This is a genomic window from Pedobacter westerhofensis (genome assembly GCF_900182595.1).
In the GTDB taxonomy this organism is placed as follows: Bacteria; Bacteroidota; Bacteroidia; order Sphingobacteriales; family Sphingobacteriaceae; genus Pedobacter; species Pedobacter westerhofensis.
Genome location: NZ_FXTN01000003.1, coordinates 78459 through 94459, shown reverse-complemented (window position 1 = coordinate 94459; position 16001 = coordinate 78459). Strand labels below are relative to the sequence as shown.

The 16001-nt window shown below is 45.2% G+C and carries 10 protein-coding genes; 8 read left to right on the top strand and 2 right to left on the bottom strand.

The genetic code is table 11. The annotated features are described in order from the left end of the window. The first annotated feature begins 82 nt into the window (after positions 1-82). The 6 genes from FN831_RS05880 to FN831_RS05855 all read left to right on the top strand — a co-directional run bounded on the left by FN831_RS05880 (position 83) and on the right by FN831_RS05855 (position 9325). Positions 83-3175: a SusC/RagA family TonB-linked outer membrane protein gene (locus FN831_RS05880; RefSeq protein ID WP_142527292.1), complete on the top strand. Its 3093-nt coding sequence runs from the start codon at positions 83-85 to the stop codon at positions 3173-3175. 10 nt (positions 3176-3185) lie between these two features. Continuing rightward, complete coding sequence (locus FN831_RS05875) at positions 3186-4862, top strand: RagB/SusD family nutrient uptake outer membrane protein (protein ID WP_142527291.1); 1677 nt, start codon at positions 3186-3188, stop codon at positions 4860-4862. A 76-nt stretch (positions 4863-4938) separates the two neighbouring features. After that, a complete protein-coding gene (locus tag FN831_RS05870) occupies positions 4939-6009 on the top strand; it encodes a glycoside hydrolase family 2 TIM barrel-domain containing protein (protein WP_142527290.1) in 1071 nt (356 codons plus the stop codon). A 143-nt stretch (positions 6010-6152) separates the two neighbouring features. Next, positions 6153-7508, top strand: a complete 1356-nt coding sequence (locus tag FN831_RS05865) for a Gfo/Idh/MocA family protein (RefSeq protein WP_142527289.1) — start codon at positions 6153-6155, stop codon at positions 7506-7508. Positions 7509-7514: 6 nt separating this feature from the next. Continuing rightward, positions 7515-8555 (top strand): DUF6807 domain-containing protein, encoded by a 1041-nt coding sequence (locus FN831_RS05860; RefSeq protein WP_142527288.1) that lies wholly within the window; start codon positions 7515-7517, stop codon positions 8553-8555. A gap of 23 nt (positions 8556-8578) precedes the next feature. Continuing rightward, a complete protein-coding gene (locus FN831_RS05855) occupies positions 8579-9325 on the top strand; it encodes a 3-keto-disaccharide hydrolase (protein WP_142527287.1) in 747 nt (248 codons plus the stop codon). On the opposite strand, the gene FN831_RS05850 is transcribed toward FN831_RS05855, so the two are convergent. Both FN831_RS05850 and FN831_RS05845 read right to left on the bottom strand, forming a co-directional pair. Next, positions 9312-10103, bottom strand: coding sequence for a response regulator transcription factor (locus tag FN831_RS05850; protein ID WP_142527286.1), 792 nt, complete (start codon positions 10101-10103; stop codon positions 9312-9314). The genes FN831_RS05855 and FN831_RS05850 overlap by 14 nt on opposite strands. Then, positions 10078-13293 (bottom strand): ligand-binding sensor domain-containing protein, encoded by a 3216-nt coding sequence (locus tag FN831_RS05845; protein WP_142527285.1) that lies wholly within the window; start codon positions 13291-13293, stop codon positions 10078-10080. Before FN831_RS05845 ends, FN831_RS05850 begins: the two co-directional genes overlap by 26 nt. A 334-nt stretch (positions 13294-13627) precedes the next feature. Between FN831_RS05845 and FN831_RS05840 the strand changes: the two genes are divergently transcribed. Both FN831_RS05840 and FN831_RS05835 read left to right on the top strand, forming a co-directional pair. Beyond that, on the top strand, positions 13628-14842 hold the full coding sequence (locus FN831_RS05840) for a Gfo/Idh/MocA family protein (RefSeq protein WP_142527284.1): 1215 nt from the start codon (positions 13628-13630) through the stop codon (positions 14840-14842). Between the two features lie 235 nt (positions 14843-15077). After that, positions 15078-15947: an alpha/beta fold hydrolase gene (locus tag FN831_RS05835; RefSeq protein WP_142527283.1), complete on the top strand. Its 870-nt coding sequence runs from the start codon at positions 15078-15080 to the stop codon at positions 15945-15947. Positions 15948-16001 lie beyond the last annotated feature (54 nt).

Sequence of the window (16001 nt, the reverse complement as noted above, 5' to 3'; positions counted from 1 at the left end):
GAATTCAGTAAAGGACAGTGCCGCCCTCGCCAGAGGACCTGTATTGTCTGAATTTATTACCAACCAAATATAACCTTAACGTATGAATAGAATTTTTACACCTTTTAAACTGAGGAAGAATCTGAATTATGTGAAAAAAAGCCTTCCGGCGACTTCATTGATTTCAGCTATCATCTTTATTGTTCTTGTGCCCGGCGAAGCCCGGTCTGCAGAACACTCCCGGAAAAATACCAGGGAACTGGCATACCTGCCCATAAACCATTTTACGTTCCAGCAGCCAGCACTTCAGCAGATCGAAGTCAAAGGTAAAGTAACAGATGCCAAAGGTGCTGCCATACCAGGTGTTTCTGTCAAAGTAAAAGATACCAGTATTGCTTCCGTAACGGACGTAAATGGGGAATACCGGATCAGGGTGGCTAATACCCAGGTAAAACTACTCTTCAGCTATACCGGTTTTGTTACGCAGGAGAAAGATCTCACCAATGGAACATCATTGAATATTGTGCTGACCGAGGACAATAAAAATCTGACGGAAGTAGTTGTAGTGGGCTATGGCCAGCAACGAAAAGCGACAGTAACCGGTGCAATAGCGAGAGCCAACCTCGAATCGTTCAGGGACGCGCCCAACACCAACATCGGACAGTCTTTACAAGGTGCCGTAGCAGGATTAAATGTAGGCCCGGTTACAGAAGCAGGAAATACACCTACGATCAGGGTAAGGGGACAGAATACCCTCGGAGGAAATCAGAATGCGCTGATTATCCTTGACGGGATTCAATATAATGGTAACCTATCGGCAATCAATCCTGATGATATTGAATCTATTGATGTACTAAAAGATGCAAGTTCAACAGCAGTATATGGTGCACAGGCGGCAAATGGGGTGTTACTGGTGACGAGCCGTAAAGGTAAAGGTGAACCAAGGATCAACTTTACCACTTCCTATGCCACGCAAACGCCTACTGCAGATTTGAGGCCTATGACTAGGGCCGAAGACCTTGAATATATCAAAGCCCTCGATTTTACAAAATCTTATACCAATCCGGCATATGTTCAGCCAGATATTGTCGTGATCGCTGATGGCGGGATAAAAAATGCCAACGGGCTTTTGCCCAATGATTTCAACTGGTATGATGCCGGAACCAACCGGGGATCAATAAAAGATTATGGATTGAGCATATCAGGAGCCTCAGAAAAAATAAATTACCTAATTTCAGGCAATTATACCAATCAGTCGGGCTACATTATCAACGACCAGTTTAAACGCAAAAGTGCAAGGGTCAACCTGGAAAGTAAGGTCACCGACTGGCTGACAGTGGGTGTACAAACTTTTGCCGCGTTCAATAATGAAGACGGAGCGCAGCCAGACAGGACCACACTGTTCCGGACTTCGCCACTGCTGGTGCCCTATGATGCCAGCGGGAACCTAATTGTACAGCCTTACAGTACATCGCAGGATATCAATCCTTTCAGTACTTCTGATATTGATAATTTTGACCGCCATAATTTTTACTTTGCCAATCTCTATTCACAAGTGAAAATACCTTTTATTGACGGGTTATCGTACCGCATCAATTTTGGTAATAATGGCCGCACGGATAATCTTTACATTGCAAATCCATACGGAGCAAGTCAAACCGGGAGTGTATCTAAAGCAGTTGAACAATATTATGATTATACACTGGATAATATCCTGACCTATAACAAGAAGATCAACAAACATGGCATCACAGGAACATTACTGTATGGTGCAATTGAGCGACGGGATGAGACCACGCAGGCCAATGCCACGGGATTTACCCGCTTAACACTGGGATATAACAATATCGGTTTAGGTACTGTCCAGACGGTTACTTCCGGCGGATACCGCGAGAGCCTGAATTACCAGATGGCACGTGTGAACTATACTTATGACGACAAATACATTTTCACCGGTACGGTAAGGCGCGACGGTTTTTCAGCTTTCTCCGAGAATAATAAGTTTGCAGTCTTTCCCTCTGCGTCCTTAGGCTGGATCGTAACCGACGAACCATTTTTCAAAATTCCTGCTATACAATATCTTAAGATCAGGGCGGGATATGGAATCAGTGGTAACCAGGTTCAAAGATACCGCTCGCTGGATCAGGTTCGTGCCAGCGGATATACCTATATCTTTGGTGATGGAAACTCCAACACGCTGTTTGGGCAGCGGCTAAGCAACCTTGGCAACCCGAACCTGCGCTGGGAAAAAACACGTGAAGTCAACATTGGTGCTGACTTTACTTTGTTCAAGGGACGATTGAGCGGGGCGCTGGATGTTTATTCCCGTAAAACCAAAGATCTGTTGTTTAACGTGAACATTCCCAATGTTACCGGATTTGAAACCATTACCAGCAATATTGGTGCAGTATCTAATAAAGGAATAGAACTGACGCTGACCTCTACCAACATCAGCAGCGGAGGTTTCAAATGGAACACCACCTTTAATTTCTCCAGGAATGTGAATAAAATAACTGAACTGCTGGGCAATGGCGATCTGGTAAACAGTAACCTTTTTATCGGCCATTCGATCAATAGTTTCTATGATTACAGGTATAACGGCATTTATGGTCTGAACGAAACGATACCAACAGGATATTACCCGGGAACACGCAGGGTATTGGACAATAATGGTGACGGAGTGATCAATACGGCGGACAGGGTAATTGTTGGTTCTTCCGATCCGGCATTCCGGTTCAGTGTGCTCAATTCGTTCGAGTACAAAAACTTTACATTCAGCTTTTTCATCAACTCTATCCAGGGCGGTAGCGATGGTTATCTGGGCGACAATTCACTGTCCCTCATCCTCAATGATAATAATATCAGATACAATAACATTGCAGGAATCGACTGGTGGTCGCCTTCAAATCCTAACGGGGAATATCCACGGTCACAGGTTTCGCCGACAATTAATCCGAGGTATTTCAGGTCCCGCAGCTTTGTGCGGTTACAGGATATCACGCTCAGTTATAAATTTCCACAGCAAATGCTCAAGTCTGTGCATATGAAAAACCTGAGTGTTTTTGCCAGCGGAAAAAACTTATACACCTGGACAGACTGGAAAGGATGGGACCCTGAGATCGCTGACGGTGGTCTGAACATGGGCGGCAAACCCTTGCTCAAGGGAGTTTCAATTGGATTAAACGTAACATTTTAAAAAGCAAGTCATGAAGAAGTTATTCATCATATCTATTCTATTTATTCTCGGTACAGTTTCCTGCAAAAAGGATTTTCTGACCGAACAACCAATCTCTTTTCTTAGCGGATCAAATGCTTTTATCACTTATAAAGATTTTACAGCCTCTATGATCGATCTTTATGTCCTTACCCGTTCTGAATTTTACAGCAGTAGTGAAAGCCGTCCGTTTGACTATATCTATGGAACGGACCTGGTGTTTGACGGGGAACCAAGTACAGACAGACATACCAATATGGTTGCTGCCTATAACCCAACGGGAGCGATTACGGTTGATCATTACCGGAGGCTTTATAAAATCGTTGCTGAATCCAATACGATTATTGCAAGAATGCCCAAATCCGAGCTGACAGATGCACAGAAAACTCTGGTCGAAGCCCATGCCAGGTTTTTCAGAGGCCTTGCATACCGTACGCTGACTTATTTGTATGGTGGGGTTCCACTTTCCCTGGAAGAAGTGACTTCTCCGAAAACGGATTACGTCAGGGCTACTAAGGAGGCCTGCCTTACGCAGGTAATAACAGACCTGACTTTCGCCGTAACCAACCTGCCTGCCATTTCTGCGGTAAGGGATGGGGAGATCAGCAACCTTGCTGCTTCTCATCTATTGTCTGAAGTTTATCTTGCGGCCGGCAAATATCAGGAAGCTGTTGATGCTGCCAGCACGGTAATCGGAAATTCCAATGTAACGCTGATGAGAACACGCTTTGGATCAAGGTCTACAGTTACCCCCGGAGATGTTTACTGGGATCTTTTTCAGCAAAAAAATCAGAACAGGTCTACCTACTCCAACAGGGAAGGGATCTGGGTAATGCAGTTTGAAACAGATGTGATTGGTGGAGGTGCGCTTTCTACATCGAGGGATTCAAGCTATATGCTGGAAAGGCACCACGCGCCTTCTGTCCGTGATATCTTTGTGAATTCGGCCGGTACGACTACCAATATTCCTACATTCCTGTGGCCTAATAATGATTATTCAGGGGGTAGGGGAATCGGCTGGGCCGTATCTTCAAAATACTTTATGGATGATATCTGGCAAAGCGATTTCAAAAACGATATACGAAATGCAAACCACAACTTTGTCCGGGATTATGTTTGCAATAACCGGGCTTCTGATATGTTTGGAAAAACGATATCGACCAACAATCCTCCAAAAGGAGTTACTGTTCCCTCTCGCGCTTTCTATGCGTACCAAACCAAATGCACGACGCCCTTCGATCATCCTTCAAATCTCATCCAGGATGCTGCTACCGGGCTTTTGAAAACGGCTGCGGGTGCAACCTATACAGATCAGTATATGTTCAGGCTGGCAGAAACTTACCTTATCCGTGCAGAAGCTTATATGCGTTTGGGTAATCTCGGAAATGCCGCGGCAGATATCAATGTGATCCGGACCAGGGCCAATGCAACACCAGTGGCGGCGGCAAATGTAACGATTGATTATATCCTTGATGAAAGAATGCGTGAGCTAGGTGTTGAAGAAAAAAGAAGGTTGACACTGGCGCGTTTGGGCCTGGTGTATGACCGGGTGAAGAGATGTAATCCTTACTATAAGGATATATTGCCTGCCTATAATCTCTGGCCAATCCCTTCAAGTGAGATCGAACGGAACAAAGATGCGGTATTGACCCAAAACCCGGGCTACTAATCAAGTGTTAAAGAAACCATTTGACAGATCCTATAATATATCCACAAGACAACAATTGACTATTAACAGAAAACCCATGAAGAAAAGAAACTTATTGTTTAGCGTAATCCTATGTGCAGTCACACTTTCGACACAGGCACAGACAACGATTAAAGAAGCTAATCCAAGATGGAGCATCGAACATGCCCTGGAGTGGCAAAAAGAAAATGGATGGGTCTCGGGGGCCAATTTTCTGCCCAGCACTGCAATCAACCAGCTGGAAATGTGGCAGGCATCCACTTTTGACCCTAAAACGATCGACAAAGAACTCGGATGGGCCGAGGGCCTTGGCTTTAATGCCATGCGGGTGTTCCTGCACAGTCTGGCCTATCAGCAGGACCCTGAAGGTTTCAAAAAAAGAATAGATCAGTACCTCAGCATTGCAAATAAACACCATATCAAAACTATCCTGGTGTTCTTTGATGACTGCTGGAACCCCAATCCAAAGGTTGGGAAACAGCCCGAGCCAAAAACCGGGGTGCACAATTCCGGATGGGCGCAGGACCCCGGGCGTTTGATTACTGATCCCAAAGATTTCGCTGCGCTGTCAGTATATGTCAAAGATATTATGAACAGCTTTGGACAGGATAAGCGTATCCTTTTATGGGATCTCTACAATGAGCCGGGCAATTCCAACAAAGGCAACAAATCAATTGAGCTGCTGACGAAAGTTTTTGAATGGGCAGGGCAAACCAAACATGTTCAGCCTGTATCGGTTGGGTTATGGAGATGGGACTTCACAGAGTTGAATGCCATACAGGCGCTGAATTCAGATGTAATTACCTATCATGAATATGAGGCTCCGGAAAATCACCTGCGCGTTCTGCAGACTCTCAGATCCCATGGTCGCCCGATGATCTGTACCGAGTACATGGCACGCCGCAACAACAGTCTGTTCAGCAATGTCCTGCCCATGCTTAAAAAAGAAAATGTTGGTGCGATCAACTGGGGCCTCGTTGCCGGAAAGAGCAATACCATATACGCCTGGGATACCCCTATGGCTGATGGAGGAGAGCCGAAACTTTGGTTTCATGATATATTCCGAAAGGACGGAACTCCTTATAAACCGGAGGAGATTGAGGCGATCAAAAAAGAAACAGGAAAATAGCCTTGCGCGAAAGAAGATGGGTATTGATGCTAAATTGCTTTACCTATAGCTTATTTGTATTATAATGCCGATATTTAAATCACAGGGTCCGCCATGGGCCCTAAACCAAATATCCTGTAAACAATTTTAAACCTTATTAAAAGATGGAGAATTCTCGTCGTAAATTCATCACACAGGCATCCATAGCCGGATTGAGTTTAATGCTGCCGAAAACCAGCTGGAGTGCTAAAAGCTATAAACGTATTATCGGCGCCAATGATCGTGTGCAGGTAGGTGTTGTTGGTTTTTCCGACCGGCACCGCAGTTCGCATATGCCATGTTTCATGAACCATTATAAAGAACTCAATTTCGAAGTTGTTGCTGTCTCTGATATCTGGAACCGTCGCCGTGAAGAAGGTGCTGCCATGTGGAAAGATAAAATGCAGAACGATGTTAAAGCCTACCGCAACAACGAAGAATTGTACAACAGCAAAAGTGTTGATGCCGTATTTATTGGTACGGCAGACTTTCAGCATGCCCGGCATACGATAGAGGCGGTAAGGGCAGGTTGCGATGCATACGTGGAAAAGCCCTTTGCAGAAACCATGGAAGACAACAAGGCTGCTTTAAAGGCAGTGAAAGAAACAGGCAAAATTGTCCAGATCGGTTCGCAGCGAAGAAGCGGAACCAACTACCATGCGGCCTATGATTTTATTAAATCGGGTAAATTTGGGCCGATCACTATGGTAGAGCTTACCTGGAACGTAAACCAGCCAGGCCGCTGGCGCCGCCCGGAATTGCTTAATGTTTTAAAGGAACAGGATACCGACTGGAAACGTTTCCTCGGCAACCGTCCTTATGAGAAGTTTGATCCCCGGATCTATCTTGAATACCGTTTGTTCTGGCCGTATTCTTCGGGACTGCCGGGACAGTGGATGAGCCATCAGATTGACACAGTGCATTGGTTCACCGGCTTGAAACATCCCCGCAGTGTGGTGGCCAATGGAGGAATCTACCAGTGGAAGGATGGTCGCCGTAACTGGGACACCATCCTGGCAGCTTTTGATTACGGGCCGCTGGATGATCTGTCGCAGGGTTTCCAGGTAACCTTTGGTTCCCGAATGCACAATGGCGACGAACACCCTGCCGAAATTTATTACTCAAATGGCGGTGAACTGAACCTGATCACGAACAAGATATCTCCTACAGGCGGGCTTACCGAAAAGATGGCAGCAGCGATGAAAATGAAAGCCAATCTGCTTCCTGAGATCAGCCTCGACAATACTGAGCAGGTAGTGGCATCAGCCAATACGGGCGGAGACAAGCTCACGTCTAACCATATCCGTAACTGGATGGAATGTATACGCAGCCGCAAGCAGCCAAATGCGCCGGTAGAAGCAGGCTACAGTCATAGTATCGCCAATATCATGACCACTGCTGCCGCACACACAGGTGCAAAGGCCACGTTCGACGAAAAAACGCAGGAAGTAATGGCCAACGGTAAGATCTTCAAATACTAAAGAGCAATGATCAGAATTAAACTATTGGGCGGCATAGCCATAGTGGCTCTGCTTTCTGCAGCAGCAGTAGCCCAGGAAGCCAGGGTAACGATTAAAAAATCTGATCAGCAGAAAAAAGTGGATGTGCTGATCGGTGGTAAGTTATTTACCACTTTCATTTATGCTGATACGCTGGAAAAGCCTGTGCTTTATCCGCTGACAACGGCGGGCGGCACGATAGTTACCCGGGGTTTTCCGCTGAATCCCAAACCGGACGATCCTACCGATCATCCCCATCACATCGGCTTGTGGTTCAACTTTGAGAACCTGAACGGACTGGATTTCTGGAATAATTCCTATGCCATAGCGGCAGATAAAAAAGCACAGTACGGCTGGATCCGCACGGACAAAATCACTGAGATTAAAGAAGGTACTATAGGTGTTCTGGCCTATCATGCCAACTGGACCAATCAGGCGAAAGAAGTGATACTGGAAGAAAACACCCGTTTTGAATTCAGCGGCAATGGTTCGCAGCGGGTAATTGACAGGGTTACTACGCTGAGCGCTGCAAAGGAAGCAGTATTTACTGATGCCAAAGACGGAATGCTGGGCTTGCGCCTCGCGCACGAATTACAAATGCCGACTACAAAGGACGAAAAATTCACAGATGGTAAAGGTATTGTAACCTTGGTAAAAGGAGGCACGGATAAAGTACCTACAGGAAACTACCGGAGCAGTGAAGGCAAAACGGGCGATGCAGTCTGGAGTTCCAGAGGCGTATGGTGCCAGGTGTATGGTAAAATGGGGGCAGACTCAGTGGGGATTGCCATTATCGATCATCCGAAAAATCCAAATTATCCCACCTTCTGGCATGCAAGGGGCTACGGATTGTTCGCCGCGAATCCCCTGGGCGAGAAAGTTTTTACAAACGGAGCTTCGGCGAAAAATTTAACCCTGAAAAAAGGGGAGTCTGTGACCTTCAGGTACCGGGTGGTGATTAGCAATGGTAAGACACCATTAAGCCCGGTTCAACTTAATACTATGGCTGGCAGCTTTGCCAAAAAATAGTAAAGCATTTAAAAAAATAGAATATGAATTTAAAAACCTTATACAGAATATCAATTGTGCTCTTATTTATCGGAGCAACGAGCACTGCCAAAGCACAACAGAACTTACTGACTCCAAAAGAAAAAAAGGAGCGATGGACATTACTGTTTGACGGTAAGACAAGCAAGGGCTGGCGCAGTGCAAAATCAGATTCTTTTCCAACAGGAGCCAACGGCTGGATCATCAAAGACGGAATGTTGACCATACAGTCTTCAGGCGGGGCAGAATCGCAAAATGCCGGAGATATCATTACTGTTGGTGAATATGGTGCCTTTGAACTGAGCTTCGATTTCAGGCTGACCAGGGGCGCCAACAGTGGGGTGAAATACTTTGTGACAATGAAAGAAAATTCGGGTGCCTCCGCCATCGGACTGGAATATCAGGTGCTTGACGATGCTGTCCATCCTGATGCCAAACTGGGCCGGGACGGCAACCGTACGCTGGCCTCATTATATGATGTGAAGACTTCCAGCAAAGCAGGTGCGGTGAAAGCCATTGGGGAATGGAATACCGGCAAAGTGATTGTTTATCCTAATAACCATGTGGAGCACTGGTTGAATGGCAAAAAAGTCCTGGAATACGAACGTAAGTCGCCCGAGTACCGCGAACTGGTTAAATTGAGCAAGCACAAAGTCTGGAAGGACTATGGCGAAGCCGACAACGGACATATACTGCTGCAGGACCACGGTAATGAGGTGAGCTACCGCAACATCAAAATTAAAACGCTTTAAGTTCGTCTGTAGGTGCTTCGCGCTGCAGGCTATGGATATACTCTACAGGTGTAACCTTAAAGTATTTTATAAAATTGCGCGTGAAAAGGCTTTGTGAGCTGTATCCTACCATTTTGGCAATCTCAAAAAGTGTAAATTCATTTTGTGCAATAAGCTTCGCAGCTTTTTTTAGACGCGTAAGGTCGATCAGTTCTTTTGGCGATAATGACGAAAGAGACTTGATTTTGCGGTAGAACGTTGGGCGGCTCATGTGCATGTGGTCAGACAGCTTGTCGATATCCATATTCGGATCTCTAAGATTCTTCCGGATGTATTCATCGAGTCTCTTCAGAAAAGCTTCGTCCGTTTTGGAGTGCGCCATTACCCTGACATCTTCAAATGGCGAACTTGCGAAATGGTCCTTGATCTTAAGGCGGTTTTTAAGCAGGTTCGCTATCTGGTGCTGCAGCAGGTGTGGCGAGAATGGCTTTTGGATATAGGCATCGGCACCCACTTCCAGACCTTCGATATGAGCTCCGTATGTGTTTTTTGATGTTAGCAGAATGATAGGGATATGGCAATAGTCTACATTTGCCTTTAAGAGGCGGCAAAGTTCAAAGCCATCTATGCCGGGCATCATGATGTCTGATATCACAAGGCTGATGACCTCGGCAGACAAAATATTTATTGCTGATTCACCATCAGGGGCAAGATGCAGGTGATACTGATCGGCCAGCACCTCTGTTAAAAATTCAAGGATATCTTCGTTATCGTCAATGATCAATATGCTGTCTGTCATAATTATTTATCTTTTTCCAACTACTTAGTTTAAATTCAAATTTCTGATGCACAGGAAGCTGTAATTCAAAGACGGTGATGCTGTCTGTATTTACTGCCAGCCTGAGCGAGCCGTTATGCAGTTCTGCAAGCGACCTGGCCAGCGAAAGGCCGATGCCTGTGCCGGGCTTATCGTTACCCTTTAACCTGAAAAAGGGCTCAAATATTTTTTTTGCAAATTCTTCGGGTATGCCTTTTCCGTCGTTGGAAAATCTAATGGTAAACTGTTCGTCGGCAGCGTTAAACTGGTCCATGCTTACGGTGACAAAAGTGCCTGAGTATTTGATAGCATTTGAAATCAGGTTAGAGCATATTTTCATTAAAGCTTCAGGGTCAACAAAAGCAGTAATATGAGGCATCGAACTTTCAAATCTGATGTTCCGGCCTGCTTTTGCTGCCTGGTCCTGAAAGATGGCAAACTGTTCCCTAACTAATCCGGTAATATCGGTTTTTACAAAATTGAGCCCGAACTGATGCGTTTCTGTTTTACGGAAATCCAGGAGCTGCGCTGTGAGGTCGGCAAGGCGTTTAGCATTTTTTTCAATCATCTGCAAAGCCTTCCTGACACCGGGCTGCTCTGCGGTTTTGCTGATCAGCAGCTCAACTGGTCCAACGATCAGCGTTAGCGGAGTCTGGATTTCATGCGCAATGTTGGTGAAGAATTCAATTTTAGCCTGGTAAATTTCTTTTTCCTTTTCGTGTTCAAATAACCGTAGCCGGTTCAGGTTTTTACGCTCCAGGGACCGGTGGTAGTAACGTACAGAAAGATAAATGCCGGTGCCTAAGGTCAAGAGGTATATCAGCCAGGCAAAGGTACTTTTCCAGAAGGGCGGTAAAACTTTGATGAAGAGTGTTCTTTCCTTTCCTGTCCAGTTGCCAACATTACTTTCTGCCTGTACCATGAAAGTATACTCTCCGGCAGAAAGTTCAGTAAAGTAGGCTTTACGGTTACTGTTCAGATAGGTCCATTGTTTATCGAGTCCCTTCATCCGGTATTTATAGCGTGTAACCTGCGGCGAGGAATAGTTGAGCGCTGCAAATTCGATACTGAAATTGCTTTGGTCATGATTAAGCACAATCGTATCCGTATACAAAATGGATTTAGCCAATGTGCCCGATTGATCATTCGGTATGATCTCTTTATTATTGATCTGGAAACCGGTGATATAGGTGGGAGGACTGGGCTGCAGGTTTGAAAATTGGGCAGGATCGAAGGCAACCATACCCTTCACAGAGCCGAAGTACATTTTCCCATTCTGATCCTTATAAGCCGAATTATAGTTAAACTGGTCCGTAATCAGCCCGTTGGACTGGGTATAGATTTTAAACTGCTCTGTTTTGAGGTCCATACATACCAGTCCCCGCAGTGTGCTCAACCACAGATGTTTGGACTGATCTTCCAGCATACAGAAAATCACATTGCTTGGCATACCATTTTCGGTGGTGAATTTTCTGAAGGATTTCAGGTCGGCACTTAACTTTATCAGACCGCCCCCGCCGGTCGCAAACCACATGTTATGGTTACTGTCCTGCAAAATATACCGCACTGAGGGCTCATTGCTGTACTGTCCATTCAGCTTCTTGCTGAAATGGATGTTACCGGTACGACCCGACCTGGGGTGATAGTAAAAGGCCCCCTGTGATACGCTGGCCGTCCAGATATTGCCCTTATTGTCTTCCATAATATGGAAAACATAAGAACCATATGGAATTTGTTTGATCCGTGTAAAGCTCTTTTGTTTCCTGTCGAACGCAAACAGGCCCGGGTTGTTATAGCCGGTTCCTATGAGTAAGGTACTGTCCTTTGTTAAAAAAATAGACAGCACAAAGTCGCTCGCATCTTCTTCTTTTTTGCCTATCAGCTTAAAGCGGTCGGTAATTTTTCCAGTGCCGGTATCCATGATTTCCAGGCCATGGAAGAAAGGCCCGATAAACAGCTGATGGCCGACAGACAATAAGCCATGGATATTTGGATAGGAGAGATCTTTCTTATTTCCGGTAGCGGTGTAGTGAATGAATTTTCCGGTTTGCGGGTTGAATTTGTTAAGCCCGGCATCTTCAGTTCCTATCCACAGGTTTCCATGATGATCGGGACTGATCTCCCGCACAGCATTGCCGGAAATAGAATTGCTTCCCATTTTCGGATAGTATTTTTCAAAACGCGCATTCTCTTTTGAGTAATAGTTGAGGCCTCCAAAAAAAGTTCCCACCCACATGCTGCCCTGATTGTCCCGACAGGCAGTATAAACGGCATTGTCAGCAATTGAATAAGGATCTCCGGAACTTTTACTCAGGTTATGACTTGTGCCGGTAGCAAGGTTATAGATGTAAATTCCTGATTCAGTTGATATCCAGTATTCCTGTTGGCCCGCGGCAGTAATATCGCGTACATAAACATTGTTATCCCTGCTGCCGTTTAAAGAAATCGCATGAACCTGCTCTGTTTTGGTATCGTATATTTTTAGTCCCTGTGAAAAACAACCAACCAATACTTTGCCGTTTGGCAGCGGCAATAATTGATTGACAGATCTCAGTTTATCAGGAAGACTTTTATCAACCAGGCGTACAGTTTTAACAGATTTGCTGACAGGATTATATATGCTTGCCACTCCGTCATTGTTTCCCACCCAAATATTTCTTTCAGTGTCAATGGCCACACAGTTACCGGAAAGCCTCAGTGTCTCGGTTTTACATTGGCGCTGTTTGTAATGGTAAAGCGAATCGCTTGACAGAAACCAAAGGTTGTCTTCGGCATCGATCACCAGACTGTTGATATAGGATTGCGGTGCGGTTTTCAGGATGCTGAGCACCTCTCTGTAAGGATCATACCTGAAAATCCCCTTTCCCGTTCCGATCCATAGCATTCCTTTTCTGTCTTCCCGGATGACGGTAATCACGTTGTTGCCAATATCGCCCAGTTTGTTTTCTTTATTTTTGATGGTTTTAAAGGTGTAGCCGTCAAAGCAATTGAGACCGCCCCGGGTTCCCACCCAAATCAGTCCTTTACTGTCCTGTAATATCGAAGTGACCGAGTTATGCACCAGCCCGTCATCAACCTGATAATGCTTAAAATAATAGGGTTGCCCCAGGCAGGTACAGACCATGCCACCCATCAGCAATGACAGAAAGACCGTTCGGAGGAAGAAGTTCATAATTTAGTTAGACTCAAATATAATTAATAAACAACTTGTTATTTTGCTCTTTTTAAACTCTCTGTGATTTGTTTGTGATAATCTCCGGGGATGCTGATGATCATCATATAATTACAGAGATCTGCTCTGTTGAGACGAATCAACAACAGATTGATCAAAATGTCCTGGCCAAAGCCGTTTACTGTATTTAGGATAAACCCTATATTTATTGCTATGACCAATCAGGTTTGATGGCTGTAAGTTATTTAATACAAAGCCGTTCCTTTGGTTGTGGAGAGTTAACTTAGAGTTGCGGTTTACACCAAATATAAAATTGCGATATACATTGATCCAGATGAAAAGAAGAACTTTTGTTAAAACTACCGGGCTGATTGCAGGTGGGTTACTACTCAATAAGACCGACCTGTTTGCAAACAGGGTTAACGGTGTAATCAATATCGGCGTTATCGGCTGTGGCGACAGGGGCAAAGGCATTATACGGGTGCTGGATGAGTTTCCGGAAAAGTTTAAGGTTACCGCAGTTTGCGATGTGCTGGATATGCGGCTTGCTGAAGCCCGCAAACTCGCCAAAAATACACCTTACATTGAATATAAGGATCACAGGGCATTGCTGGAAAACAAACAGCTTGATGCTATAATCGTTGCTGTTCCGCTGAACATGCACTATCCTGTAGCAGTAGATGTACTCAAATCGGGGAAACACCTCTATCTGGAAAAAACGATGACCTATAATATTGAACAGGCCCTGAACCTGGTGAAATTAGCAGAGAGCAGGCCAAAACAAATCCTACAGGTAGGACACCAATACCGATATTCCCCATTGTATTACAGGGTGAAAGAGATGATCAGTAAAGGCTACCTGGGCAAAGTGAGCCAGGTAGATTGCCGCTGGGACAGAAATGCAAACTGGCGGCGCCCGGTGCCGGATGCCTCGCTTGAAAGACAGATCAACTGGCGTATGTACAAAGAGTATTCAGGGGGCCTGGTAGCTGAGCTTTTATCACATCAGATGGATTTTATCAATTGGGCTTTCGATACCCATCCGGCGGATTTCCTTGCAACAGGTGGTATTGACGTGTTCAAAGATGGCCGCGAAACATACGATAATGTACAACTCATGCTGCGGTATCCCGATCAGAATATGGTAGGGAATTTTGGTGCTACCTGTGGTAACAGCCGCGATGGTTACCTTTTTAAAATTAAGGGAACCAAAGGCACGGTGTCTTTGCTTACTGATAGGGGGATGTTCTATCCCGAAAAAGGACTACCGAAAGAGAAAGGACTGGTTGACGGTGTGACAGGTGCCACTAAAATCAGCTGGGACAAGGAGGGAGGAACACCCATTCTTCCTGACCCGACTAGGGATGGTACCTGGTATGCGCTGAATGATTTTTATGAAAAAATAGGGTCAGGGACGCTGCCCGATTCTAATATCTATACCGGCGCCAAAACGGCTATATGTGTGCACCTTGCCAATCAGGCGCTGTACAATAACGAAATTGTTCACTGGAAGAAAGAGTATCTGAGTTTAGACCGCGGGACAAAGTAGTCACGCTGATCAGGATACCACGCCCTTTCAGTGCTTAATATTGTATCTTCTGGATCCTCATTTATCAATCAAATGATAACTCTCATGATTCCTGTGATATACTAAGTTTCTCCGGAGCATATACTTTTGACTATGAAACAGCTGCCCTTCAGAGGGCTGGCTGTGTACGCTGCACTGCAAGTGCTGTCGATCTCTTTCTGCTGTCAGGAGTATATCTTAAACTTAATTATATATCATGAAAAATCAGACCTCTTATCAATTTATTGAAATTAACGGAGTTAACATTTTCTACCGCGAAGCTGGAGCTAAGAGCGCGCCGACGCTGGTATTGCTGCATGGTTATCCTACATCGTCCCACATGTTCAGAAATCTGATTGATCAGCTATCTGACAAGTATCATTTGATCGCAGCGGATTATCCGGGCTACGGACGAAGCGAGCAGCCGCCGATTGCTGACTTTGCCTATACTTTTGATAATTTTGCATCAATCATTGAAGGACTACTGGAAAAGCTGAATATTACAAAATACAGCCTATACCTGATGGATTATGGTGCTCCGGTTGGATGGAGGATTGCATCGGCTCATCCCGAAAGGATCGACACCCTCATTGTTCAGAACGGCTGTTGCTATGCTGAAGGCCTTGAAACTTTCTGGGACCCTTTCAAAGCTTACTGGAAAGACAGGAACGACAAAGAAGCTGAAAATACACTGGCAACTTTCCACAGTCCCGATGGGCTGAAATGGCAGTATACCCATGGCGTACCTGATCCTGCTGTGATCAGCCCTGATAATTGGGAAATCGATCTTCGTCACCTGGAGAGACCGGAAAACGGACAAGTACAACTGGATCTTTTTTATGATTACGGAACCAACCCGCCAAAATATCCGGAATGGCAGCAGTATTTAAGGGATTATAATCCCGAAATGCTGATCGTGTACGGAAAAAATGATTATATTTTTCCTGCCAGTGGGGCCGAAGCCTATAAAAAAGACGTAAAAAATCTGGAGTATCATTTGTTCGACGCGGGGCATTTTGCGCTGGAGAGCCATGGAGACGAAATCGCTGCGACAATCAAAGATTTTCTTGACCGCAAGGTGGGGTAGTTTTATCTATAAAATAGATGGATACTGCCTCCGAAATTTATGGAGTTTAGACCG